This is a genomic window from Bovifimicola ammoniilytica (genome assembly GCF_025567085.1).
GTDB classification, from domain to species: Bacteria; Bacillota; Clostridia; order Lachnospirales; family Lachnospiraceae; genus Bovifimicola; species Bovifimicola ammoniilytica.
Window position 1 is genome coordinate 37,309 of the sequence record NZ_JAOQJN010000002.1, and the last position, 26,443, is coordinate 63,751.

The window sequence follows — 26,443 nt, forward strand, 5'->3', positions numbered from 1 at the left end:
ACTCTTTTTTATCGACTATGGGTTTTAAGAATAAAATCTATAGTCGATAAAGCTATTTATAAGCAGGAAAGTGGAACAAATGAGGAAAGTGAAAAAAATAATGCTGATGCGATTATTTTTTTCACAGCTAAATGTTTGCGGGCGAAAACATTTAGCAACATATGGCAGAAGAGAAATCGCCTGCGCGAATTTCTCTTCGCCTCTTCGCGATAAACCGCGAAGAAATGAGGAAAGTGTGAAAAATAATGCTGATGCGATTATTTTTCACACAACTAAATGTGTTGCAGGCAACACATTTAGCTATAATCGCAGAGCTGAATCTGAAATTCAGCTCGCGTTCCTCCGGCAACAAGTGCCTGCGGAAATGAGGAATAGAATGAAAAAACTATCTAAACTTGCTGAAAGTAAAGATTTAGTATTATATTTATCAAAAAATGACTTTAAAACTAAATATGCCGGCTCATATATGGGTATTATCTGGGCATTTATACAGCCACTTGTAACTATAGTTTTATATTGGTTTGTATTCCAGGTAGGATTAAGAAGTGGTGATATTGGAGATACACCATTTATCTTATGGTTAATGGCAGGACTTATACCATGGTTTTTCTTTCAGGAAGCACTTGTTAATGCGACTAATTGTTTTGCTGAATATAGTTATCTGGTTAAAAAGGTTGTATTTAACATAAATATTTTACCGGTTGTGAAGGTTGTTTCATCATTATTTGTTCATATATTCTTTATGGGACTTTTAATAGTTGCATATATACTTATGGGATATTTTCCGGGAATAATAGTAATACAGTTAGTATATTATTCTTTCTGCATGATAGTATTAGTATTGTCAATATCATATTTTACATCTGCGATTTCGGTATTTTTCAAGGATACTACACAGATAATAAATGTTTTTATGCAGGTTGGAACATGGTTAACACCAATATTATGGAACTTCTATGCACCTGAATTTCAGAAAGCATTAGGTAAATTAGGTATAATATTTAAGTTAAATCCAATGTTTTATATAGTAGATGGCTGTCGTGGAACTATGATAGAGAAAAGATTATTCTTTGAAAAACCAATGCTTACATTATACTTCTGGTTATTTGTATTAGTAATGTCTCTTATCTCTAAATTTGTTTATACCAGACTTAAACCACATTTTGCAGATTCATTATAAGACAAGGGTAAATTATTAAGTATGGAATAATACTGAATATATCTTAAGGCACATTGTGTCTTAGAAAACCAGATTAATATGAACAGATTACCCATAGAAAATTTGAAGAAATGAGGATTATTAAGGAATGAGCGATTACGCAATTAAAGTTACAAACTTAAATAAAGTATATAAATTGTATGACAAACCAACACTAAGATTTAAAGAGGCATTAAGCATTACAAAGAAGCAGTATCATAAAGACTTTGTGGCTTTAAATGATATATCATTTGAGATTAAGAAAGGTGAGATGCTTGGTATCATTGGTAAGAATGGTGCCGGTAAGTCTACCGTTCTTAAGATTATAACAGGTGTTCTTACTCCTACTTCAGGAAAAGTGGAAATCAATGGTAAGATATCAGCTCTCTTAGAGTTAGGAGCAGGTTTTAATCCTGAATATACAGGACTTGAAAATGTATACCTTAATGGTACAATGATAGGATTTACCAGAGAAGAGATGGATAATAAGATTGATGATATAATTTCTTTTGCCGATATCGGTGATTTCATCAACCAGCCGGTAAAGACATATTCAAGTGGTATGTTTGCAAGACTTGCATTTGCTGTTGCTATTAATGTAGAACCGGACATTCTTATTGTCGATGAGGCACTTTCTGTAGGAGATGTGTTCTTTCAGGCTAAGTGTTATAAGAAGTTAGAGGACCTTAAGAACTCGGGTAAGACAATATTATTTGTAACACATGATATGGGAAGTGTTATGAAATATTGTAACAGGGCAATCATATTTAATCATGGTTCAATAGTCGCAGAGGGCGAACCCGCCGAGATGATAGACATTTATAAGAAAATATTAGTAGGTCAGTTTGACGGCGAGCAGAAAGAAAATGATGTGGCAGACAATGAAGCCGTAAGTAGTGATGTTGATGCTCTTATTAATAAAGAAACTCCAACAGAGATGATGGATAGTGCTAAGAAAAAGAAACAGCAGGATATCACTAACTGGAAAGAGTATATGCTCATTAATCCTAATAGTCAGATATATGGTGATAAGCGAGCCGAAATAATTGATTTTGGTATATTTGATGATGAGGGACAGGTAACTAATACGGTTTATAAGTTCAAAGATTTCTCATTGAAAATGAAGATTAAGTTTAATGAGACAATAGAAAATCCTATTTTTGCATTCAGTTTTAAAGATATTAAAGGTACAGAATTAACAGGTACTAATACAATTATCGAGAAAGTTGATACCGGAACTGTGAAAAAAGGGCAGATTGTAGAGATAGAATTTAAACAGAATATGATATTACAGGGTGGACAGTATCTGTTACTTCTAGGCTGTACAGGTTACGAGAAAGATAATCTTGTCGTATATAACAGATTGTATGATATATGTTGTGTAAATGTCATATCTGATAGAACAACAGTAGGATATTTCGATATGAATTCTAAGGTAACATATAATAAATAGAGTTAGAAAGCTCAGAAACGAGGAATTATGTCTAAGATAAAGAAAACATTAGCGATTACAAAAAGATGTATAAAAGAGCCTAAATTAATCGGTAAGGGCTTTCAATACATAAGAGTAAATGGTATACATGGTATTAAGGCAAAGGTTAATTCAAAGATTAACCCTGCCGTTACTGAGAAGATAACAGAAGTTAAGCCATCTGAACCCAATGTACAATATGACAGTGATATTAAGTTTTCTATTGTTATGCCGGTATATAATGTTGAGATAAAATGGTTAGAGAAAGCTATTGAATCAGTAAAGAGACAGAATTATGTTAACTGGGAAATCTGTATGGCTGATGACTGTTCAACTAAAGAAGGTGTAAGAGAGTACTTAAAGAGTGTTGAAAGTGATAAGATTAAAGTAGCTTATTTAGAAAAGAATCAGGGTATATCAGGAGCAAGTAATGCAGCTGCAGCACTTGCAACAGGTGATTATATTGTACTTATGGATAATGATGATGCCATTACTTATGATGCGTTATATGAATTCTTAAGAAAGATTAAGGAGACAGATGCGGACATAGTATATAGCGACCAGAATATAATTGATGAATTCGATAATGGACGTGAACCACTTCATAAACCTGACTGGTCACCTGATTTATTCTTAAGCCAGATGTATATCGGACATCTCTTAGGCTTTAAGAAGAGTCTGTTTGATTTAGTAGGAGGCTTTAGAACAGAATTCAACGGAAGCCAGGATTATGACCTCGTGCTTAGAATGATTGAACATACAGATAAGATAGAGCATGTATCAAAAGTTCTATATGGCTGGAGAGATTTACCAAGTTCAACGGCAACTAATCCGGGTTCAAAACCATATGCACAGACAGCAGGTCTTAATGCAATACAGTCACATTTAGACAGAATATATGGAGAGGGCAAGGCAACAGCTTTAGAGACAGAAGATTTATTTGTATATGATGTAAGATATCATTATGATGTGATGCCTAAAGTATCTGTTATAATTCCTACAAAGGACCATGTTGATTTACTTAAACAGGATATTGATTCAATAGAAGAGCTTACAACATATAAAGATTATGAAATAATTGTCTTAGATAATAATTCCGAGAAAGAGGAATCATTTAAGTATTTTGAAGAAGTACAGAAACAGTATTCAAATGTAACAGTTCATAAGGCAGCATTTGGATTCAACTGGTCTAAACTTAATAACTACGGAATGACTCTTGCTAAGGGTGATGTATATGTATTTATGAATAATGATATGAAACTGATTACACCTGACTGGTTAGAGAGATTAGCTGAAAAGGCAATGAGAGATGATGTCGGTATTGTGGGCGGACTTCTCTTATATGAAGATGATACAATTCAGCATGCAGGCGTGGTAGTCGGTATTCAGGGCTGGGCAGACCATATTTATAAAGGAATGAAACCGGTACACTATGGTTCGCCATATGTATCACCTATGGTTACTAGAAATGTAACAGCATGTACAGGTGCTTTGATGGCAATATCGAAAAAGGTAATTGAAAGAATCGGTGGTTTTGATGAAGATTTCATTATCTGCGGAAGTGATATCGAGATATGTATCAGAGCATATTTAAGAGGATATGTTAATATTTACGACCCACATATTAAGTTATATCATTATGAATCAAAGAGCAGAGATTCATATATTCCTGAAGTGGATTTTGAAATGTCTGCATTTGCATACAGGACATACAGAGAAGAGGGTGATCCATATTATAACTGTAATTTAGATTATAATTTAACAACACCAACTGTAACTAATAGAAATCAATTTGTAAAAATGGAAAGTGACGTTATGAGAAGCATAAATGAAAAAAATTCAGGCACAAAGATGCCAGAGTCAGAAGTAGCAATAGCAGAGATTTTGAAATATGAATTCAGAAAGTCAGATTTTAGTGAGAAAAGAATAAACCTCTTAGTACCATCAATTAATCCTGAGCATGTATTTGGCGGAATCTCAACAGCCCTTAAGTTCTTCGAGAAACTTATCGAAGAATCAGGATATTGCAGCAGAATTATTCTTACTGATGCAACACCATCGAGAACAGCCCTTAAACAGTATAAGGATAAATATACTTATGTAAAAGCAAGCAAAGACAGTGATGCAAGACATCAGATAGTAGGCTACAGTGACAGGTATATGCAGAGTATTCCTGTATCTGAAAATGATTACTTTATGTTCACAGGCTGGTGGACAGCGTATTGCACACAGGAAGCATATCTTGAATTCACTAAGGAGACGGGAATTAAACCTAACAAATTCATTAATTTTATACAGGATTATGAACCAGGCTTCTATCCTTGGTCAAGCAGATATCTTTTAGCAGATTCAACATACAGAAATGAATATCCACAGTTAGCGGTATTTAACAGTAAGTTATTACACGAATTCTTTATACAGAATGGTTATTCATTCTATAAAGAATATGAATTTGATCCTGTATTAAATGGTAAATTAAAAGAGATTCTTGAGAAAAACTTCGGTAAAGTCAATAAGAAGAAACAGATTCTCGTATATGGCAGACCATCAGTAGACAGAAATGCATTCTCGATAGTAGTATCTTCACTTAAGAAATGGGTAGAAAACCAGAAAGATATAGAAGAGTGGGAGATTTTATCAGCAGGAGAATATCATCTTCCTGTAGATTTAGGCAGAGGCAAAGAGTTAGTTTCAGTTGGTAAACTTACAATTGAGCAATATGCACAGACAATGTTAGACACATATGCAGGTATATCGCTTATGTCTTCACCACATCCAAGTTATCCACCACTTGAGATGTCAGTATTTGGTATAAAAGTAATAACAAATAATTATTCAAATAAAGACTTATCATCATTTAACAGTAATATTACTTCAGTGGCAAGTGCTAGTCCAAGTGTAATTGCTGCTAAATTAAATGAGATTTGTGATGGATATTCTAAAGAAGTGGAAATTAAGAATGAGAATCCTGATTATATTGAAAATACTCACGTATTTGATTTCATAAGTGATATAATTAAAGAACTTTAATAACAAAAATTTTAATAATAAAAAGTATTTGCTACACTTGCATACAGCATTATGTGTAGCATTAACTTTTAACACTTTAATCATTTGAAAATATAAAGGAAAGGCAAGTTATTGTATGGAAAAAGTAGGAAATGTTCAACTGAATTATGAATATTATAGTGGTACTGACGATTATAGTGATGGTGCAATTGAATTAGAATTATTAGATTATGTTAAGAGTGATAAAAGCATAATGGAAATACTTAAGAATGATAACAGATGGCCTATTCTTTATCATTTATCACCAGTAAGAAAGAATATATTAGAATGGTATCCATTCGATAAAAATGAGGAAGCTTTAGAGATAGGTTCGGGTTGTGGCGCTGTAACAGGTGCATTATGTGAAAAACTTAAATCAGTAACCTGTATCGAATTATCTAAGACAAGGTCCTTAATAAATGCCAACAGAAATAAAGAATATGATAATCTTGAAATTATGGTTGGTAACTTTAATGACATTAAAATTGAGAAGAAATACAAATATATAACACTTATCGGTGTGCTTGAATATTCAGCATATTATACGGATACTAAGAATCCTTTTGTGGATTTCTTAAAGAGAATTAAGAATTATCTAAAGCCTGATGGTAAATTATTAATTGCCATAGAGAATAAATATGGACTTAAGTATTTCGCAGGTGCATGTGAAGATCATACAGGAAGAATGTATGATGGAATTGAAGGATATATTAATTCTGATGCAAAAGTCAGAACATTTTCTAAGAATGAATTAGAGAATATAATTAAGGAAGCAGGATATGATGATGTGAATTTCTACTATCCTTTCCCGGATTATAAATTACCTACACAGATATATTCTCCGGAATTCCTGCCTGATGGTAAAGATCTTGTATGTAGTTTAGATTGTTATGATAATAACAGAGTCAGAGTATTTGATGAAACGGTGGCATTTGAAAATATTATAGATGCAGGAATGTTTGAATTTTTCTCAAATTCTTATTTCATAGAAGTAGGTCAGAAAGAAAATAAGGAATTCTCTAAATTTACTAAGGAAAGAAAAGAAGAATTCCAGATAGAAACAGGTATATATCATTCAGATAATGAAAGATACGTTGTAAAACGCGGGCTTAATGAAAAGAGTAAGCCACATGTTATGAAAATGTTTGATATATATGAAGAATATAACAGTAAAGGCATTACTAACCTAAATAAATGCGAAAAATACGGCGATGAAGGATTAAGATTTGAATTCTTAAAGGGTGAGAGTCTTAACAACAGCCTTGTAAATGCTGTTATGAAAAGAGACAAGTCATTATGTAAAAAATTAATTAATGAATATAAAAATGTTGTTAATAACATTACTGATAAATTAGGAACAGAAGAATTTGATAATAATGAACAATTTACAAGTGTCTTTGGTGATGCTAAGGAATTAGTAGGAACTGAAGCGTGCAAAGATATTGTATTTGACCTGATTTTTGAGAATCTTATTGATAATAAAGGACAATACAGTGTTATTGATTATGAATGGTGTTTTGATTTCGCGGTTCCTGTTGAGTTTATTATGTTCAGGGCGATGTGGGGCTTTTATTCCACACATGGCAGACTTATGGACGGATTTATGACATTAGAAGAGATAATGGATATAGCAGGAATCCAGGAGGACAGGGCAGAGATTTACAAACGCCTTAATAATAATTTCATAGAATATGTCTATGGTAAGGAAAGTTATCAGAGTATTTTATCCGCATATAAGAAGATAAATGCAGATATTTTAAATTCTTCAATTAAAGACAGTATTTTAAATTATGCCTATATGAAATTAGGATATACCGAAAATGAGAATTTTAAATATGAAAAGAAGATATTAGAAAATATCATTTCAGTTATGAATGAACATAGTGAATTATATGATGATGCAAATAAATTTTTTAAGACTACTGAAAAACTTGCTAAACAGGGTGCTAAACAGAATAAATTATTTCTTGGAAGTGAAATCTTCTGCACTGAGCTAACGAACTGTTTAGAGGACTTAAATAATACAATTACTTATTATAAAGAAATGGCATCGAAAAAAGATAAGATATGTACTGAACTGATAAGTAAGAAAAATGATATTGATGAAGAGAATAAAAGATTACAGGACGAGTTAGAAAAAGTACATCAGGAATTAGATTATATAAAATCTACTAAGGTTTACAGATATGGTCTTAAGAATAAAGTAGATAAATATAAGGAGCAGTCTGGTAATTAAGTATAACTAATCATACGGAGGCAGAAGTGAAAGAAAAAGTAACAGTAGTAATACCAAACTATAACGGAATTAAATATGTAGATAAATGCCTTGATTCGCTTAAGAAACAGACATATAAGGAATTCAAAGTTATCATTATAGATAATGCATCTACTGATGGAAGTCTTGAGTTGATTGAAGAAAATTATGAAGAATTTGAGCTTGTGAAAAATAGCATTAATACAGGCTTTTGTAAAGCTGTTAATCAGGGAATTGAAATTGCTGATACAGAATATGTATTATTGCTTAATAATGATACAGAGTTAGATGATAATTTCCTGACAGAAATAGTTGAGACTATGGAAAAATCAGATAATATATTCTCAGTAAGCAGTAAAATGATTAGTTACCACGACAGAGATATTTTAGATGATGCAGGTGATGGTTATACAATTCTTGGCTGGCAGTATCAGAGAGGTGTAGGACAGAGTAGTAAGGGATATACTAAAGAGTGTGACGTTTTTACTGCATGCGCCGGAGCCGCATTATATAGAAGAAATATATTTAATAAAATAGGTGTATTTGATGAAATGCATTTTGCTTATATGGAAGATATAGACGTCGGTTATCGTGCAAGAATCAATGGTTACAGAAATGTATATTGTCCTAAGGCAATAGTTTATCATATCGGAAGTGCAACAAGTGGCTCTAAATATAATTCATTCAAGGTTAAACTTGCAGCAAGAAATAATATATTTCTAATATATAAGAATATGCCTGCACTCCAGATTATAATAAACAGTCCATCTATTATTCTTGGATTACTTATTAAGTATATGTTCTTTAAGAAAATTGGTTTTGCAAAAGACTATAAAGATGGAATAAAAGAGGGAATAAGAAAGACATATAAATTAAAAAAAGTATGTTATAAACCTGAAAATCTGAATAATTATATAAGAATTGAACTTGAACTTATAGTAAATACATTTGAGTATGTTTTCGATTATGTGAAAAGACATATTTAGAATAAAATATAAAAGTAATGTAAATATATAAAGTGATAAAAAGACATATGTAAAAATAATGTAAATATAATATTTTAATAATTGATATTTTAAAAATGATGTAGTATTATAAGTAAACATAGTTTTGACTGTATAAATCAGGAAAAACTCCATAATTGTATGTAAATTGATTAGGAGACTTATTGTGATAAGAGATAACCAGAAATATTTTAACAGATTACACGTAATAATAGATTTATTTGTAGTAGAGTCCTCATATCTTGCAGCGTGGTATCTGAAATTCAAAACACCAATATTCGAACATGAATCAGGCAGACTCTCATTCGATACTTATATGCGAGCATCGTGGTTCATTGTTCCCTTATATATGTTATTATACTTAGCATTTCATCTGTATACTTCTAAGCGTGTACAGGGCAGAAGAATGGAATTCGGCAATATATTGAAAGCTAATGTATTAGGTCTGATGATAGTTCTTACAGTATTGTATATTACGCGGCAACATTATTTTTCAAGAGAGATGTTATTCATATTCTTTGCGATTAACATGTTGATAGAAGTATTAGTCAGATCATTTATAAGATTTCTTCTTCATATGATGCGAAAGAGTGGGTTTAATAAGAAACATATTCTGCTAGTCGGATACAGTCGTGCAGCAGAATCATATATTGACAGAATTAAAGCATTTCCACAATGGGGATATGAAGTGAAGGGTATTCTTGATGACAATGTGGAGATAGGAACTAACTATAATGGAGTTAAAGTTATAGGTAAGACTGATACTCTGTTAGAACTTTTAGCAGAAAATGATTTAGATGAAATAGCTATTACACTCGGACTTAATGAATATAGCAAGTTAGCTAAATTAGTTAATCTGTGTGAAAAATCAGGTGTTCATACACAATTTGTGCCGGATTATAACAATATTATTCCATCAAGACCTTATACAGAAGATCTTATGGGACTCCCAGTTATCAATATAAGATATGTACCTTTATCAAATACATTTAATGCATTGATAAAGAGAGTATTTGATATAGTATTTTCGGGTATTGGAATTGTTGTATTATCACCATTATTACTTATTATAGCATGCGCTGTTAAATTCACTTCAAAAGGACCACTTATTTTCAAACAGGAGAGAGTCGGACTTAGAAATGAGCCTTTTATGATGTATAAATTCCGTTCCATGAGAGTTCAGGACGAGAAAGAAGAGAAGAAAGCATGGACTGTTAAAGATGATCCGAGAGTAACTAAAGTTGGTAAGTTTTTGAGAAAGACAAGTCTTGATGAATTGCCACAGTTGTTTAATATATTTAAAGGTGAGATGAGTATTGTAGGTCCAAGACCGGAGAGACCATATTTTGTAGAGAAGTTTAAGGAAGAGATTCCAAGATATATGGTCAAACATCAGGTAAGACCTGGACTTACGGGATGGGCACAGGTCAATGGGTATCGTGGAGATACTTCAATCAAGAAGAGAATCGAATACGATTTATATTATATTGAGAACTGGACATTCGGCTTTGACATAAAGATAATGTTTATGACGATATTTAAAGGCTTCGTAAATAAAAATGCTTATTAGAAAAATTTAGTGAAAGGTACAGTGATATGAAAACAATTAATGAAACTAAGACTCCGAAATGGAAAATTGCATTATTAGTATTTGAATCAATAGTTATATTTTTATATTTATTTGTAACGGTCTTTTTCGTATGGTATAAAGTGGATAAGAATGGATTTATAGCAGCATGTTCAAAGAATCCACTGGTACGTTCATTGATTAATTATACTACTAAAGATGATTACGAGCAGAATGTACAGGATACAGATTATGATAAAGAGAATATTAACCAGAATGAGGGACTTAATGGTAATGTAGAAACCTATAGAAACATTGCATTATTTGGTATCGACTCAAGAGGCAGCGAATTTGATGATTCTACTCATAGTGATACAATTATTATTGTAAGTATCAATAATAAAACTGGAGAAGTAAAGATGGCATCTTTATACAGAGATACAATGCTTAAGATAGTAGATAAAGATGGTGATGTAAGCTATACTAAGGCAAATGCAGCATTTTTTAAAGGTGGTCCTGAATGTGCAATCAATATGCTTAATACAAATCTTGACTTGAATATCACAGATTATGCGGTTGTTAACTTTACAGGACTTACAAAGATTATAGATGCATTAGATGGAATTGATGTTACACTTACAGATGATGAAATGAATTATGTAAATGGATATCTTACAGAGACAAGACTTATTACAGGTCTTGATGCACCGGATCTTACTCATTCAGGCCAGGTACATTTATCAGGATTACAGGCTACAGCATATTGCCGTATCAGATATGTTACTTTCTATGATGAGGACGGACAGAAATATTATTATGATATGGGTAGAACAGCCCGTCAGCGTTCTGTAATTAAGAAAGTTGTAGAGAAGGCTAAAGATGCAGGAGTCGGACAGGTACTTCAGATTGCAGACAGTATTCTTCATTACAATACAGCAGATGAGAAGATAATTACAACAAGCTTATCATTAGACGAAGTAATGGACTTAATACCAACATTACTTAAGTTTACATTATCAGATAATACAGGTTTCCCATTTACATGTGATACTCCTAAAATCAATGGAGCAAGTATGGTAGTAGCACAGGGACTTGAATATAATGTATCAAAATTACACAAATTCTTATTTGGCGAAGAAAACTACCAGCCAAGTGAAACAGTAAAGACAATTAGTGATTACCTGATTAACTACACAGGTATCTCAACAGTCAAATTAGATGAGGATATTGAACCGGAGACAGACAATGATAATGTTAATACTGATAATTTGACTCAGGAAGATAATTCCGAGGAATAATTTGGAAATTTAGTTGTTAAATGATTTGTGACACCATAATCATTACAGAAATTATAGAGCATATCAATCTTTTATGAGATGAATTGAAGAAATTCGGTCATAAAATTGATATGCTCTATTTGTATATAATTGTCATTTGATTTATATAACTCAAATAAATCATATATAAAAATAGATAAAACTAACGAAAACCAACGAAATAGTAAAAATTATTGAAAAATTATTAAAATTAATTTATAAAACCAACGAAAACCAATTGTTGCTAACGTAGAAAATATAGTAAAATAATATATATTTATGTAGAATATTGTGGCGGAGAGGAAAGGTGAAGGTAGAATTAGTATATAGATTCAAATAATCGAAAGGAAAATACATATGAAAATTAAGAAAATAATTATATTACAGCTTTTATTAATAATAGCAATTAGCATCGTTGCGTGCAGCAAATCAGATAAGTCAGATAAGAAAAATGAAGAAGATAATGGACAGTATGAAGATATCGTTAATATGATTTTCAAAGATGAAGATAAAGATATAAAGGAATACTTAAATTCATTGGTAGTAAAGGATGTAGGAGCATTAGAATTAAGAGATTTTAAATTCTCACTTGATGAAATTATCTTTGACAGTCGGACAGGAATAGGTGCATATAAGATGAATGTTAAAAGTGATACAGTAAATTTGTCAGAATTAAATGCTGATCTTACATTAGAGAGTTTATATTATGTAATGGAAAATAATAATTATTCAATTAGTTTTTTTGATGGATTTGTTCCAAAAGATATATTTAATCACAAATACAAAAAATTACCATTTAAAAGCTATCAGGTGTCTCGAATAAGTGATAATGAAGTCATAATATATGGGGCATTAGATGTAAGTGAAATGGAGAATGAATTAATGATTCAGACAAATGATAGAATAAAAGCAGAGGAAAATCTTAGAAAGGAAGATGAGGGGATAGAGATAGAAGAAGATGAGAATGCATTACCATACTACGGCAGAATTAAATTGCCACAGTCAGATAACAGTATATCAATAAATGTTACAGAAGATAATACAATTTTAGAATTCTACATATCACCATTAGGTATCAGAAGCAGAGAAAGAGGAAGTGATAAAGAATCAAAACTGTTTAATAAAAACTCATATATAACAATGGAAAATGGTAAGAAAATTAAGATGGAAGATTTTGTACAGTATGGAGATAACTGGCAACTTGATGATTCAGATTCATATGAAATATATTTTGTTAAGAAATTTATTAATATAAATGAAATTAAAAGTGTAACCATAAATGGTGTAGAATATTCACCGGAATAGATACTACCACCAGATATAATAGGAGAAAACGTATGAAGAAAAAACATAAAATAATTATCTTAAGTCTTATAATAGTATGCGTAATCTGCTTATCAATAATATTATATAAAGTCTTTAATAAACCGGAAAGCAGACAGATAAATATTAATTACGATGAAGTAGAATATATAGAGATTAAATATCATAATAAAACAAGCGAAATTGTAAATAAGGAAACTATCACAGAGATAATAGATAATCTTAACAAATTACGAATAGAGAAGCATAAGGAAAATATCATAGAACAATTGTTTTATACAAGTTCTAATGTATACAAAGTTAAAATATATAATGATAAAGAAAATAGAACTCTCAAATATGAAATGGTTATTAAGTCAGATGATAAAATGACATTAGATAATGTATCATATAAAATAAAGAATAAGACAGATATATATGAATATTTAAAGGACAAAGAGTTATATTGCAAGAAAGCATTGCCGGAAGAAACAGAAAAGAATGTTTACAAATTTCAGGTAAATGGTTTAGAAAATATTGATAAAACTGAATTCATAAATACATATAATGAAATGACAGACGCTAAACCTATTAAGGAAAGTGAAATGCAGGAAAGTGAAAAATATATTGAAATGGAAACCTATGATGATGACAAGATAGTGGTATATTATGTGGACAGCCGGGTTTATATTAAATACACTTATAAAAATTTTGTTGTTTATTTTATGTATCAGGATAATTCATTGAATTAGAACTTAAATTTTTCACTACTTAAACACAGAAATGACACAAAACATTGTTATTATACTCCTATCAAAAGAAAGATAGTCAGTATAAACATAAAAGTTTGTACTTTACATACTGATTTATAGAATGGAGGAAATAACATGACTAACGAATTTGATTTCAATAATGAGAATAACACATCAGAGGAGACTTCAGTAAATGGAGCAAATGAAGTGAATACTACTACAGGTGATGATACAAATAATAATTTCTTCAGTAGCATATCTAATGAGACAGACAATAACACTTCAGATACATCCTCAGAAAATTTTTCAGATATGGCAGCTAATGATAGCCAGAGTACAAATTTTGTTATGGTTGACAGAACATCAGAAGATACAGAGGCAATGAAAGCAAGACAGCAGGTCGAGAAAGAGAAGAGTAAGTTCGAAGCAAAGAGAAGAAAAGCAGCAGCTAAGCTTGAGAAGAAAGAAGCTAAGAAGAAAGCTAAAGCGGGAAAAGGACATGGAGTCGTATTTAAGACAGTAAGATTAGTTGTATGTGCAGCAGTATTTGGTGTTGTAGCCACAGGAACGATGTATTTCACAGGTGATTCATTAGGAATATTTAAGAATAATTCAAAAGAAGCGGTTGTTATACCAAGTACTTCAGTGGGTGCAGGCAATACAGGAATAACAGGTTCAGAAGGTGGAACAACATTACAGACTGCTGCAGATAAGACTACTACATCAAGCAGTGGTGAAACAGTAATAACAGATGTATCTGGTGTAGTTAAGAATGTAATGCCATCAGTTGTAGCTATAACAAGTACACAGCTTGTACAGTCAGGTTACAGTGGAAGCTTATATGATTATTATTTTGGAAATGGTAATAGTAATAATAATCAGTATGAAGAACAGACAGGTGCAGGTTCAGGTATAATTATTGGTCAGAATGATACAGAGTTATTGGTTGTTACTAATAATCACGTTGTAGAGGGTGCAGACAGTTTACAGGTACAGTTTATAGATGGTGAAACAGTTGATGCTGCTATAAAGGGAACAGATTCAGAAAAAGACCTTGCAGTTGTGGCAGTTAAATTATCAGATATTAAGAAGTCTACATTAGAGCAGATAAAAGTAGCAACTCTTGGCGATTCAGATAAATTAGAAGTAGGCGAGGGAACAATTGCAATTGGTAATGCATTAGGATATGGACAGTCAGTTACAACAGGTGTTGTAAGTGCCTTAAACAGAGAAGTTCAGTATGAGAACAGAACAATGAAATTAATCCAGACCAATGCAGCTATTAACCCTGGTAACAGTGGTGGTGCATTACTTAATTCAAAAGGTGAAGTAATCGGTATCAATGCAGCAAAATATTCATCATCTTCAGTAGAGGGAATGGGATTTGCAATTCCGGTTTCATCTGTAAAAGATGTAATTGAAAATCTTATGAATAAAGAGACACTTACTAAGGTGGATTCAGACAAAAAGGGTTATCTTAACATTTATGGCAGAGATGTAACAAGCACTCTTTCAGAGACATATAGTGTACCAACAGGTGTATATGTTATCGAAGTAATAGAAGGTGGTGCTGCAGATAAGGCAGGTATAGAGAAATCAAATGTAATAACTAAGATAAATGGTGAATCAGTCTCATCAATGGAAGATTTACAGAGAAAACTTGAATATTACGAAAAAGGAACTGAAGTAACACTTACAATTCAGTATGCTAAGGGTAATGAATATAAAGAAAAAGAAGTAAAGGTTACTTTAGGTGATGAGATGAAATAATCAGATTTACTATTATTAATTAAAAGTAATTTACAGACCGGACGATTTAAGATCCGGTCTGTTTTTTGCTTATCAGGAAATTTCGTTGAAATTATCCTGGTAAGCAAAAACGTTCCGCGGGGATCGCCCTGCGGCGGAGTAGAAAATGTTGCTATCGCAATCCGCCGCAGGCGAAGAATGTCGCAAGCGACATTCTTTATTTTATAAATAAATATTTTCCACTAGATTAATATATGCTTTTTTGTTATACTTATCTATATATGGTTTAATTTATATACCAGATTTTAAATTATAAAGTCTAACGGTAGAATTAGGGAGAAAAGGTATGCGCAGAGTACAACTAAATCAACTAACAGAAAATATGACACTTGCAAAATCTATTTATCATGATGGAAATCTTATACTTGCTAAAGGTATGGATAAACTTAAAGATTATGTTGACAAATTGGAAAAATTTGGAATATTTTCAGTATATGTTAAAGATGATGTATCTGTTGACATAGAGGTTTTAGATGCAATACATTATGAAACCAGAGAGAAATGTAAGCGCATATTGAATAGCTGTTTCAATACAATAAAGAATCAGGGAAATTTAAGTAACAATATAATTGATGAGATGGTAATTTCAATACTAAGTGACTTATTTGAGAAAGAAGACGTAATTGTCAGTATGGCAGATATAGGTGTAAAAGATGATGCAACCTTGATACATTCTGTCAATACGGCAGTATTTTCAGTTTTAACAGGAAGAAGAATGAATTTATCTGAAATTGAATTAAAAAATTTAGCGGAAGGCGCATTATTACATGACATAGGAAAAGTGCTTATCAGTTCAAATATATTGCTTAAAGATGGAAAATTATCAGATGATGAATTCGCTAATATTAAAGAACATTCACTGTTAGGATATGAAATATTATTAGAGCGAACCAATATGAGTGAGGAAGCGAGAAAAATTGCTTTGCAGCATCATGAAAGATTAGATGGCTCGGGTTATCCGTATGGTTTATATGGTGACCAGATAAGCAAATTAGCAAGAATAGTTGCAGTTTCAGACGTATATGATGCACTTACGGCGGAAAGGTGTTATCGTAAAAGTATGTCTAATTTTAAAGCCTACAGCATTATAAAACAGGACGTAGGAATTAAATATGACGAAGAAGTATTTAAAAAATTTATGCTAAATATAGCTGTTTATCCTAATGGTGTGGTAGTACATCTATCTGATGGTACGCATGGAATTGTTAGCAGACAGAACAAAGGCATGCCATTCAGACCGGTAGTCAGGGTAATTGATGACAAGGATAAAGAAGACATAAAATTATATGATCTAAATCTGTTAGATGATTATGGAATATACATATTAGATTAAGTGAAAGGAAAGGATTATTATGAGTTTAGTAAATATTGCAGTAGGACAGAGTGGAGGACCAACAACAGTTATTAATGCAAGTTTATATGGAGTAATTAAAGAGGCTTGTGATAATAATGACAAGATAGACAAAATCTATGGAATGATTAATGGAATTGAGGGATTTATAGAGGGTAAGGTAATAGATATTATAGGTAAAGTTTCAGAAGAAGAAATAGAGTTATTAAAACATACACCTGCTGCATATTTAGGTTCATGCAGATATAAGCTTCCTGAATCTATGGAAGATTCTATTTACAGAATTATATTTGAAAAATTTGATAAGCTTAATATAAAATATTTCATTTATATCGGCGGAAACGATTCTATGGATACAGTTCATAAATTGTCGGTATATGCTAAAATGACAAACAGTCCCGTAAGAATAATCGGTGTTCCTAAGACAATTGATAACGATTTGACTAAGACAGATCATTCACCTGGATATGGAAGTGCTGCAAAATATGTTGCAACAACCGTAAGAGATATTGTTATGGATGCAAATGTATATGATACACATTCGGTTACGATTATTGAATTAATGGGAAGACATGCAGGCTGGATAACAGCTGCGAGTGTGCTTGCAAGAAAATATAAAGGAGATAATCCTGTTTTAATATATTTACCGGAAGTAGCATTTGATGTTAAAAAATTTGTGCAGAGAGTTAAGTTGGAATTAAATAAGAAACATAATGTTATCGTGTGCGTATCAGAAGGAATTAAAGATTCAGAGGGCAAATTCATATGTGAATACTCATCTGAAGCCGGAGTTGATACATTTGGACATAAGATGCTTACAGGTTGTGGAAAATATCTTGAAAATGTTATAAAAGAAGAATTAGGCGTTAAAGTACGTTCGGTAGAATTAAATGTAAACCAGCGTTGTAAGGCTGCATTAGCATCAATGACAGATATAGAAGAAGCTATTATGGCAGGCAGAAATGGTGTAAAGGCAGGGCTCAATGGTGAAACAGGCAAGATGATTGCTATGAAGAGAGAAGATACAGAAGAATATTCGATAGTATATGAGACAGTTGATTGTTCAGAAGTATGTAATCAGGAAAAAGTTGTGCCAAGAGAATGGATAAGTGAAGATGGTACAGATATTTTACAAGGCTTTATAGACTATGTACTTCCGTTAATTCAGGGTGAGAGTTTAACACCAATAGAAAATGGATTGCCTAAATATTGTTATAGGAAATAAACGGAATGGAGATTAACATGACAGATAATAATCAGAATATAAATGATGATGAATACGAAAAGATATGTTTTGTATGCAGAAGACCGGAGAGTAAGACAGGAAAACAGGTTACTATGCCAGGGGGAATTACGATTTGCCCTGATTGTATGCAAAGAACGTTTGATGCAATAGAACATAATAGCTTGAATGGTGGAATGGACTTAAATGATGTAGCACTTAACTCATTAATATTTGGCAATTCCAATAATTCAGGCGGAGGTACAAATAGTACAAAAGAAACTTCCAATACAGCTTCAAATGAGTCTTCAAATACAGAGAATAATGAAAATACTTCTTCTGAAAATACAGATGTTGTCAATGGCGGAGAGGACAAAGAGAAAGAAGACAAAGGCCCGGATAGAAACGGACTCAATAATATAGAAGGAAGATTGCCTAATATACGTTTTGTGAATCTGGCAGATTTGCAAGGAGATTTCAGAGGACAGAAGAAGCTTAAGAAGAGAAAACCAGGTGAGAAGAAAGACATCGGTTTCGATATTAAGAAGATACCTGCACCACATAAGATTAAGGCAATGCTTGATGAGTATGTAGTTGGACAGGAATATGCTAAGAAAGTTATTTCTGTCGGAGTATATAATCATTACAAGAGAGTAGGAGCAGATGTTGCAGATGGTGTGGAGATAGAGAAATCTAATATGCTTATGATTGGACCAACAGGTTCAGGTAAGACATATCTTGTAAAGACTCTTGCTAAATTATTAGATGTGCCTCTTGCAATAGCAGATGCTACATCACTTACGGAAGCTGGATATATCGGTGATGATATTGAAAGTGTAGTTTCTAAATTACTTGCTACAGCCGATAATGATGTAGACAGAGCTGAAACAGGAATAATATTTATCGATGAAATAGATAAGATAGCAAAGAAGAGAAATGCATCAACAAGAGATGTAAGTGGAGAAAGTGTACAGCAAGGATTATTGAAGTTACTTGAGGGAAGCGAAGTAGAAGTTCCTGTAGGTGCTAACAGTAAGAATGCTATGGTTCCATTGGCTACAATTAATACTAAAAATATCTTATTCATCTGTGGTGGAGCATTTCCTGACTTAGAGGATATAATTAAAGAAAGATTAAATGAGCAGGCATCTATCGGTTTCATAGCTGATTTAAAAGATAAATATGATGATGTAAATGACATAATCAGACAGGTAACAATTGAAGATTTAAAAACATATGGAATGATTCCTGAATTCCTGGGAAGAATGCCTATCATATTTACTTTGGATGGACTTACAGAAGAGATGCTTGCAAAGGTTCTTAAAGAGCCTAAGAATGCAATATTAAAACAGTATAAGAAATTATTAGAACTTGATGAAGTAGATTTGGAATTTGATGACGATGCGATATTGGCAATTGCTAAGAAAGCAATCGAGAAGAAGACAGGTGCGAGAGCTTTAAGGTCTATAATTGAAGAATACATGCTTGATATTATGTATGAGATACCTAAAGATGATAATATCGGAAAGGTAACGATTACAAAAGAATATATAGAGAAAACAGGTGGACCACGTATTGAAATGCGTGGAGCTGACAGACCACAGATAGAAAGTAAACAGGCTGAGGAATAGATATGTTTATATCTGCATAGAATTTATAAAATATGTGTATGTGGGTGAATTATGGATTGCCGACAGAATATTATATCAGAAATTTATGTAGATTTTATAGAAGAAGCAGTTCCTGATGTTGAAGAATATATAAGGAAAAACCTTGATGGAAAATGTTTCATTTATCCGGGAATACAGATTGTTTTTGTGTATAAATCGATAAATGAGATAATCGGAAGTGGATTGTCTACCTATGATTATGATGAGATTCCTAAATTATATGGACTGATGGATGCTGTTGCAATAGAAAGTACAGGGGCATCAAGACTTCAGAATATTCCGGGGCTTCAATTAAAAGGAAATGGAATAATAATAGGAATTATAGATGATGGAATTGATGCATACCATAGTGCATTCAGATTTTCGAATGGTGATACTAGAATATTGAGTGCGTGGAATCAGGAGGATCAGTCACTTGCTCCACCAGACGGCTTAGCATATGGAAGTCAGATTACGAGAGAATTAATCAATGAAGAATTGTCTAATCCCGATTCAGTTATTCTTAATAATTTGGCAAATGATAGTATACATGGGACATTTACGGCAGGAATTGCAGCAGGAAATATTAATTTAGAACAAGGATTTGCAAGTCCCGCACCTCAGGCAGATATTGTGGTAGTAAAGCTAAAACAGGCTAAAAAATATCTGAAAGATTATTATTTTATAAGAGAAGGCGCTAAAGCATATCAGGAAAATGATATTATTAATGCTGTTGTATATATAAGCAACATAGCTGATATGTATAATAAACCTGTTATAATATGTGTACAACTTGGAACCAATCAGGGTGGACATAGTGGAATAAGTACGCTTGGAACATTTTTAAACAGTTATGCAATAAGAACCGGAGTAGCCGTTGTATGTCCCATAGGAAATGAGGGAAACAGCAGACATCATTTTAGTGGGAGAATTACAGAAGCAGATGCATTTGAAGATGTACAGATACGAGTCGGTGCAAATATTTCAGGATTTACGATAGAATTATGGGGAAGATCCCCGGACATTTTTGAGGTCGAAATTATTTCTCCGACAGGTGAAAGAGTGAAAAGAGTTCAAGCAGTTTCAGGGCAGGAGCAGGTATTTAAGTTATTTTTAGAACGTACAGTTATCTATGTAAAATATGAACTTGTAGAGAGAATGACCGGTGAGGAATTAATACAGATACGATTAGAAGCTCCTACAGAAGGAGTCTGGACTATACGTGTATATGGTGAGCTGGTAATCTCGGGAACATTTAATATATGGCTTCCTATTACGGAATTTGTAGGCGACGATGTGTATTTTCTAAAACCTGATCCATTTACTACGTTAACGAGTCCGGCAGATTCATTTATACCAATATCTGTGGGAGCATATAACCATTCTACAGCAGGACTTTATATTAATTCAGGAAGAGGATATGCAATAGGCACAATGATGAAACCAACATTTGTTGCTCCGGGAGTTAATATCCTTGCACCGACATTGAATAATTCATATATCAGATTATCGGGAACAAGTATCTCAGCAGCTATAACAGCAGGTGTTATGGCACAATTTATGGAGTGGGGTATATTAAGAGGCAACAGAGTTAATATGAACACAATAGAAATTAAGAATTATCTTGTAAGAGGTGCGAGCAGAAAGCCGACGTTATCATATCCTAACAGAGAATGGGGATATGGAACACTTGATGTGTATAATAGCATAGATATATTGCGTACCTGAAATAATGATGATAGGAGGATTAGTATGGCTGCACAACAGAAATATTATGCCGTAAGAGTAGGCAGAACTCCAGGAATATATCTTAACTGGGACGATTGTAAGAGGCAGGTAGAGGGATATAAAGGAGCTAAATATAAAAGCTTTTTAAGCCCTAAAGATGCTGCTGATTTTCTTAATAACAAAGTTAATACAGGAATAAGTACCGATGAGGCTGGCAGACCTGTAACTGATGAAGATACTGCGGTTGCATATGTTGATGGAAGTTATAACAATGTGACAAAGGAATTTTCATATGGAGTTGTAATGTTTCATAATGGAAGTGAAAAGCATTTCTCACAGAAAGTTGATAATAAAGAATTAGCAGAGATGAGAAATGTAGCAGGCGAGATTAAAGGTGCAGAAGCAGCTATGCAGTATGCATTAGATAATAAAGTTAAAAAGCTTGTGATTTATCACGATTATGAGGGAATAGCAAGCTGGTGCCTTGGCTATTGGAAAACAAATAAGCAGGGAACGATTGCATATAAAGAATTTTATGATAAAATTAGTAAAGAAGTTAAAATCAGTTTTGTCAAAGTAAAAGGTCATTCAAACGATGTATATAACGATTTGGCCGACAACCTTGCGAAAAAGGCGATCTTTTAGATATTCATACAACGATATATGGAATCTGATAATAAAACATAAGAGAGAGAGGAACATTTAAATGAGTATTTTAGCAGAAGCATTAAGTTTGCAACTTGATAAGAAAGAAATTAAACATTCTGTACATGGAGATGATAAGGAAGGTGTAATAATGATGCAGCAATTACCTGAAACTAAGATTACAACTACTGTATTATTTCTGACTGAAGATAAGACTAATTCCGTATCAGTAAGATTTTATAATTTCTATAAAGTTGAAGAACAGGATAAGACGGGTAATTTATTCTTCCTGCTTAATAAGATGAACCAGAGATATAGATGGGGCAAGATAGTACTTGATGGTGACGATATTATGATATCAATGGATGCAATTGTTACACCATTTAATATTGCAGACATATGTGTGCAGCTTACAATCTACGGAGCACAGATAGCTGATGAGACATATACGGCATTAGAAAAATTGAAATATCGGTTGTAAGATATATTTTATTAGGTATAAGTCTAAATATAGATAACTCAGGCTTAGCACATACTAAATAAAATTAAATCATCTGCATTAGGTAAATTTGCATATATAAATATCAAAACATTTGTAAAAATTGCTAATTTGTAGATATTATTTTTCGGCTCTTTTGATTATTTGAGTTCATTCAATGCCACACACTTAAACCGATGTGTCCGTCTATGCCACACACTTGATTTATGACGTATCGTGTGCAAGTTATATGCTGTCAGATGCAAAAGGTCGGTGCAGTAAATCACCATTCAAGCGAAGCACGTTTGATTAACTGCACCGTAATAGACTTTGCGAATGACGGCATTTACTTGCACTAGATTAAGGAATTATGAAAGTGTGTGTCATAGTCGGACATCTCGGCTTAAGTGTATGTCTGTTGAATGTACACAAAATTTGAGCCGAAAAAGATATCTTACAAATTTGTACAATTATTTACAAGGTGTTTTGATATTTATATCTGTCAAATTTACTTTAACAGATTAATATAAAATATATTAGTATGTGCAAAGTCTGAGTTAGATATAAGAAAAGGACTATCCTACAATATGGATAGTCCTTTTATATTGTAATAAAATATCTTACAACTGATATTTTATATTATACACTTGAACTCTCAGAAGTTACTTCAGTAATTGGTTCTGTTGTCTCTTCAGAAGAAGGGTTTTCGGTAGAAGAAGACGATTCAGTAGTTGACTGTGTAGGCTTAGTTGTAGTTTCAGTTGGTTTAACACTAGGTTTTGTTGGTTTATCAGTAGTTGAAGTAGGATTGGTACTGTTATTCTGGTTGTTGTTAGAACCGGTTACTGTCAAGATAATTGTCTTTGCTGCACTTCTTCCTAACAGATCTGTTACATTGAATGTGACCTGATATGAACCTGGTACAGTAAGATTATAGTCACCTGATATTTTAACTGTAGATGTTACATCATTTCCACAGGTATCTTTAGCTTTAATCATATTTAATAAGTTAATACCTGAATTAGCAGCAATAGTCATATCGCTGGCTTCTATGCTTGGAGAACAGTTATTCCATGGATTGGATGAATCGGGGTCCGTTGGGTCCCAGCCTCTGTATGGGCTGTCCTCTGGTATCTTAATAACTGATGGTTTACCAAGTGGTCCAGGTGATGTCTCATCATCATAGACTATAACAGTTGTACCATATGGACAGTTATCATATATCCATTTGGCATCCTGTACATTTAATCTTACACAACCAAGAGAAGCAGGAGAACCTAATTTGTTGAATTCCTCATATTCTAATTGGTTTTTGTGTGGAGAATAGCAAGGAACTGAATGGAACAATATTCCACCATAGAATCTTGTGGCATATTGTGAATGAGTTCCATCGACCATTAATCTCCATGTATAACGTGATGATACCTTAAATGTTCCAAGTGGAGTATTGTTAATATATTTTCCGGTTGAACAAGCCATTGATTTATAAGGAACTGTAAATTTTCCGTTTGAATCCTTAGTATATACAGTTACACAGTTTAATACACGATTAACCTTAACTAAATAAGGGTATTTATCGGAAGTCATAGTTGTTTCAGTTTCTGATGTCTCATCTTCAGGCAATGTAAATTCTAAATCAGATAATCCTGTTGTTTCTCCTGAAACTGATTCGTTATCAGGTAAATTAGTTGTCTTATCTGACTGGGTTTCATCATCAGGTGAAGTGGTTTCGTAATCTGAATAAAATTCACCGCCTGAGGCTATATTAGTCTTATTATTTCCTTTTAGAAAGGAAATGGTAATTATTATAGCTATTAATGCAACTGCCGATAATATACTTGCAGTTATAAACTGTTTGTTTTCATATATATAATTTTTAATCTTATTAAGTAAATCTTTCATAAATAAATCTCTGTCCTTTATTATTGGGCATCGATAGAAGCTTTTACAAATCCTAAGAAAAGAGGATGAGGTCTGTTAGGTCTTGATTTAAGTTCAGGGTGTGCCTGAGTACCAATGAACCAAGGATGATTTTCTAGTTCAATCATTTCAACAATTCTTCCGTCAGGAGAGATACCTGATAACTTCATTCCATTTTCTGTGAGAACCTGTCTGTAATCATTATTAACTTCATAACGATGTCTGTGTCTCTCATGAATAGTTTCTTCTTTATATAATGCATAAGCTTTTGATGTCTTATCAAGTACGCAAGGATAAGAACCAAGTCTTAATGTTCCACCGATATCCTCAATGCCATCCTGGTCAGGCATAAGATGGATAACAGGATGAGTAGTCTGTGGATTTAATTCTACACTATGAGCATCTTCATAGCCTAATACATCTCTTGCAAATTCCACGATAGATAATTGCATACCGAGGCATAAGCCAAGGAAAGGAATGTTATTCTCACGGGCATATCTGATTGCCTGAATCTTACCCTCAATTCCTCTGTCACCAAAACCACCGGGAACTAGGATACCTGTTACGTCAGATAAGAGTTCACCAACATTTTCAGCAGTTACAGTCTCTGAATCAATCCATTTGATATTAACAGAAGCACTGTTAGCTATACCGGCATGCTTTAAAGATTCCACGACACTTATATATGCATCATGCAGGGAGATATATTTACCGACTAAAGCTATATTTACTTCTTTAGTAAGATTCTTGCTTGCTTTAACCATATCTTCCCATTCTTTAAGATCAGGTGTACGGTTCTCTAATTCAAGACACTGGCATACAACTTCAGCAAGATGTTCTTTTTCCATTGCCAAAGGTGCTTCATATAGAGATTCAACATCAAGATTCTGTAAAACATGAGATGTTGGGACATTACAGAATAAAGCAATCTTTTCTTTGATACCTTTGTCAAGAGGATGTTCAGAACGACATACAATTATATCCGGCTGTATACCCATTCCCTGTAATTCCTTAACACTTGCCTGTGTAGGTTTTGTCTTCATCTCACCAGAAGCTTTAAGATATGGAATTAGAGTTACATGAATTAAAATTGCATTCTCATGTCCGACATCATGCTGGAACTGTCTTATTGCTTCTAAGAAAGGCTGGCTTTCGATATCGCCGACGGTACCACCAACTTCAATTATAGCAATTTCAGTTTCAGTAGTAGAGTAGTTTCTGTGAAATCTGCTCTTTATTTCATTAGTAATATGTGGAATAACCTGAACAGTTCCTCCACCGAAGTCGCCTCTGCGTTCTTTCTGAAGAACAGACCAGTATATCTTACCGGTTGTTACATTAGAATTCTTAGTAAGGCTTTCATCTATAAATCTTTCATAATGACCTAGGTCTAAATCTGTCTCCGCACCATCATCGGTTACGAATACTTCACCATGTTGTACAGGGTTCATAGTTCCAGGATCAATGTTAATATAAGGATCAAATTTCTGCATGGTTACCTTATATCCTCTTGATTTTAATAAACGTCCAAGGGATGCGGCAGTTATACCTTTTCCTAAACCGGATACAACTCCACCTGTTACAAATACATATTTTACTGGCATTAATTTTCCTCCTAATAAATCACACGAAAAAATAAAACACAAAATCAATTATACAACGCACAATAAATAAATGCTAGACAAAAATAAAAAAACTTAAAAAAATATTAAATAAGAAATAACACTAT

The 26,443-nt window shown here is 32.7% G+C and carries 18 protein-coding genes; 16 read left to right on the top strand and 2 right to left on the bottom strand.

What is annotated here, in order from left to right; translation table 11 throughout:
* Positions 1–376 precede the first annotated feature (376 nt).
* From OCV48_RS01980 to OCV48_RS02055, 16 genes are all read left to right on the top strand, one after another.
* A complete protein-coding gene (locus OCV48_RS01980; RefSeq protein WP_262558648.1) occupies positions 377–1,180 on the top strand; it encodes an ABC transporter permease in 804 nt (267 codons plus the stop codon).
* 127 nt (positions 1,181–1,307) lie between these two features.
* Positions 1,308–2,651 carry an ABC transporter ATP-binding protein gene (locus OCV48_RS01985; protein ID WP_147591024.1) on the top strand — a complete coding sequence of 448 codons (1,344 nt, stop codon included), beginning with the start codon at positions 1,308–1,310 and terminating at the stop codon, positions 2,649–2,651.
* A gap of 27 nt (positions 2,652–2,678) precedes the next feature.
* Positions 2,679–5,699 (top strand): glycosyltransferase family 2 protein, encoded by a 3,021-nt coding sequence (locus OCV48_RS01990; protein WP_147591025.1) that lies wholly within the window; start codon positions 2,679–2,681, stop codon positions 5,697–5,699.
* 115 nt (positions 5,700–5,814) lie between these two features.
* Positions 5,815–7,953 (top strand): methyltransferase, encoded by a 2,139-nt coding sequence (locus OCV48_RS01995; RefSeq protein ID WP_147591026.1) that lies wholly within the window; start codon positions 5,815–5,817, stop codon positions 7,951–7,953.
* Positions 7,954–7,979: 26 nt separating this feature from the next.
* On the top strand, positions 7,980–8,957 hold the full coding sequence (locus OCV48_RS02000; RefSeq protein ID WP_021982757.1) for a glycosyltransferase family 2 protein: 978 nt from the start codon (positions 7,980–7,982) through the stop codon (positions 8,955–8,957).
* Between the two features lie 184 nt (positions 8,958–9,141).
* Positions 9,142–10,545 (top strand): undecaprenyl-phosphate glucose phosphotransferase, encoded by a 1,404-nt coding sequence (locus OCV48_RS02005; RefSeq protein WP_021982756.1) that lies wholly within the window; start codon positions 9,142–9,144, stop codon positions 10,543–10,545.
* Between the two features lie 26 nt (positions 10,546–10,571).
* Positions 10,572–11,840 carry an LCP family protein gene (locus tag OCV48_RS02010; protein WP_147591027.1) on the top strand — a complete coding sequence of 423 codons (1,269 nt, stop codon included), beginning with the start codon at positions 10,572–10,574 and terminating at the stop codon, positions 11,838–11,840.
* Between the two features lie 375 nt (positions 11,841–12,215).
* Positions 12,216–13,163, top strand: coding sequence for a hypothetical protein (locus OCV48_RS02015; protein WP_147591028.1), 948 nt, complete (start codon positions 12,216–12,218; stop codon positions 13,161–13,163).
* Positions 13,164–13,195: 32 nt separating this feature from the next.
* Positions 13,196–13,912: a hypothetical protein gene (locus OCV48_RS02020; protein WP_147591029.1), complete on the top strand. Its 717-nt coding sequence runs from the start codon at positions 13,196–13,198 to the stop codon at positions 13,910–13,912.
* 135 nt (positions 13,913–14,047) lie between these two features.
* Positions 14,048–15,682 (top strand): S1C family serine protease, encoded by a 1,635-nt coding sequence (locus OCV48_RS02025; RefSeq protein ID WP_262558654.1) that lies wholly within the window; start codon positions 14,048–14,050, stop codon positions 15,680–15,682.
* Positions 15,683–16,007: 325 nt separating this feature from the next.
* The gene (locus tag OCV48_RS02030) at positions 16,008–17,054 is read left to right on the top strand and encodes an HD-GYP domain-containing protein (protein ID WP_147591030.1); all 1,047 of its coding nucleotides are present in this window, start codon (positions 16,008–16,010) and stop codon (positions 17,052–17,054) included.
* 19 nt (positions 17,055–17,073) lie between these two features.
* Positions 17,074–18,297: a 6-phosphofructokinase gene (locus OCV48_RS02035; RefSeq protein WP_021982750.1), complete on the top strand. Its 1,224-nt coding sequence runs from the start codon at positions 17,074–17,076 to the stop codon at positions 18,295–18,297.
* Positions 18,298–18,314: 17 nt separating this feature from the next.
* Positions 18,315–19,925, top strand: coding sequence for an ATP-dependent Clp protease ATP-binding subunit ClpX (gene clpX, locus OCV48_RS02040; RefSeq protein ID WP_021982749.1), 1,611 nt, complete (start codon positions 18,315–18,317; stop codon positions 19,923–19,925).
* 51 nt (positions 19,926–19,976) lie between these two features.
* Positions 19,977–21,671 carry a S8 family peptidase gene (locus tag OCV48_RS02045; RefSeq protein ID WP_021982748.1) on the top strand — a complete coding sequence of 565 codons (1,695 nt, stop codon included), beginning with the start codon at positions 19,977–19,979 and terminating at the stop codon, positions 21,669–21,671.
* Between the two features lie 24 nt (positions 21,672–21,695).
* Positions 21,696–22,316: a ribonuclease H1 domain-containing protein gene (locus tag OCV48_RS02050; protein WP_021982747.1), complete on the top strand. Its 621-nt coding sequence runs from the start codon at positions 21,696–21,698 to the stop codon at positions 22,314–22,316.
* A 61-nt stretch (positions 22,317–22,377) separates the two neighbouring features.
* A complete protein-coding gene (locus tag OCV48_RS02055) occupies positions 22,378–22,797 on the top strand; it encodes a type III secretion system chaperone family protein (protein ID WP_021982746.1) in 420 nt (139 codons plus the stop codon).
* A gap of 636 nt (positions 22,798–23,433) precedes the next feature.
* Here OCV48_RS02055 and OCV48_RS02060 read toward each other — a convergent pair.
* Together OCV48_RS02060 and OCV48_RS02065 are read right to left on the bottom strand one after the other, a co-directional pair.
* Positions 23,434–24,696 carry a L,D-transpeptidase family protein gene (locus tag OCV48_RS02060; protein WP_147591031.1) on the bottom strand — a complete coding sequence of 421 codons (1,263 nt, stop codon included), beginning with the start codon at positions 24,694–24,696 and terminating at the stop codon, positions 23,434–23,436.
* A gap of 20 nt (positions 24,697–24,716) precedes the next feature.
* Positions 24,717–26,318 (bottom strand): CTP synthase, encoded by a 1,602-nt coding sequence (locus tag OCV48_RS02065; protein WP_147591032.1) that lies wholly within the window; start codon positions 26,316–26,318, stop codon positions 24,717–24,719.
* Between the last annotated feature and the right edge of the window lie 125 nt (positions 26,319–26,443).

Coding starts and splice junctions, on each gene's coding strand:
- OCV48_RS02055 (WP_021982746.1), top strand. CDS start 22,378: ATGAGTATTTTAGCAGAAGCATTAAGTTTGCAACTTGATAAGAAAGAA.
- OCV48_RS02030 (WP_147591030.1), top strand. CDS start 16,008: ATGCGCAGAGTACAACTAAATCAACTAACAGAAAATATGACACTTGCA.
- OCV48_RS02045 (WP_021982748.1), top strand. CDS start 19,977: ATGGATTGCCGACAGAATATTATATCAGAAATTTATGTAGATTTTATA.
- OCV48_RS02060 (WP_147591031.1), bottom strand. CDS start 24,696: ATGAAAGATTTACTTAATAAGATTAAAAATTATATATATGAAAACAAA.
- OCV48_RS02035 (WP_021982750.1), top strand. CDS start 17,074: ATGAGTTTAGTAAATATTGCAGTAGGACAGAGTGGAGGACCAACAACA.
- OCV48_RS02050 (WP_021982747.1), top strand. CDS start 21,696: ATGGCTGCACAACAGAAATATTATGCCGTAAGAGTAGGCAGAACTCCA.
- OCV48_RS02025 (WP_262558654.1), top strand. CDS start 14,048: ATGACTAACGAATTTGATTTCAATAATGAGAATAACACATCAGAGGAG.
- OCV48_RS02010 (WP_147591027.1), top strand. CDS start 10,572: ATGAAAACAATTAATGAAACTAAGACTCCGAAATGGAAAATTGCATTA.
- clpX (WP_021982749.1), top strand. CDS start 18,315: ATGACAGATAATAATCAGAATATAAATGATGATGAATACGAAAAGATA.
- OCV48_RS02065 (WP_147591032.1), bottom strand. CDS start 26,318: ATGCCAGTAAAATATGTATTTGTAACAGGTGGAGTTGTATCCGGTTTA.
- OCV48_RS01990 (WP_147591025.1), top strand. CDS start 2,679: ATGTCTAAGATAAAGAAAACATTAGCGATTACAAAAAGATGTATAAAA.
- OCV48_RS01995 (WP_147591026.1), top strand. CDS start 5,815: ATGGAAAAAGTAGGAAATGTTCAACTGAATTATGAATATTATAGTGGT.
- OCV48_RS01980 (WP_262558648.1), top strand. CDS start 377: ATGAAAAAACTATCTAAACTTGCTGAAAGTAAAGATTTAGTATTATAT.
- OCV48_RS01985 (WP_147591024.1), top strand. CDS start 1,308: ATGAGCGATTACGCAATTAAAGTTACAAACTTAAATAAAGTATATAAA.
- OCV48_RS02015 (WP_147591028.1), top strand. CDS start 12,216: ATGAAAATTAAGAAAATAATTATATTACAGCTTTTATTAATAATAGCA.
- OCV48_RS02020 (WP_147591029.1), top strand. CDS start 13,196: ATGAAGAAAAAACATAAAATAATTATCTTAAGTCTTATAATAGTATGC.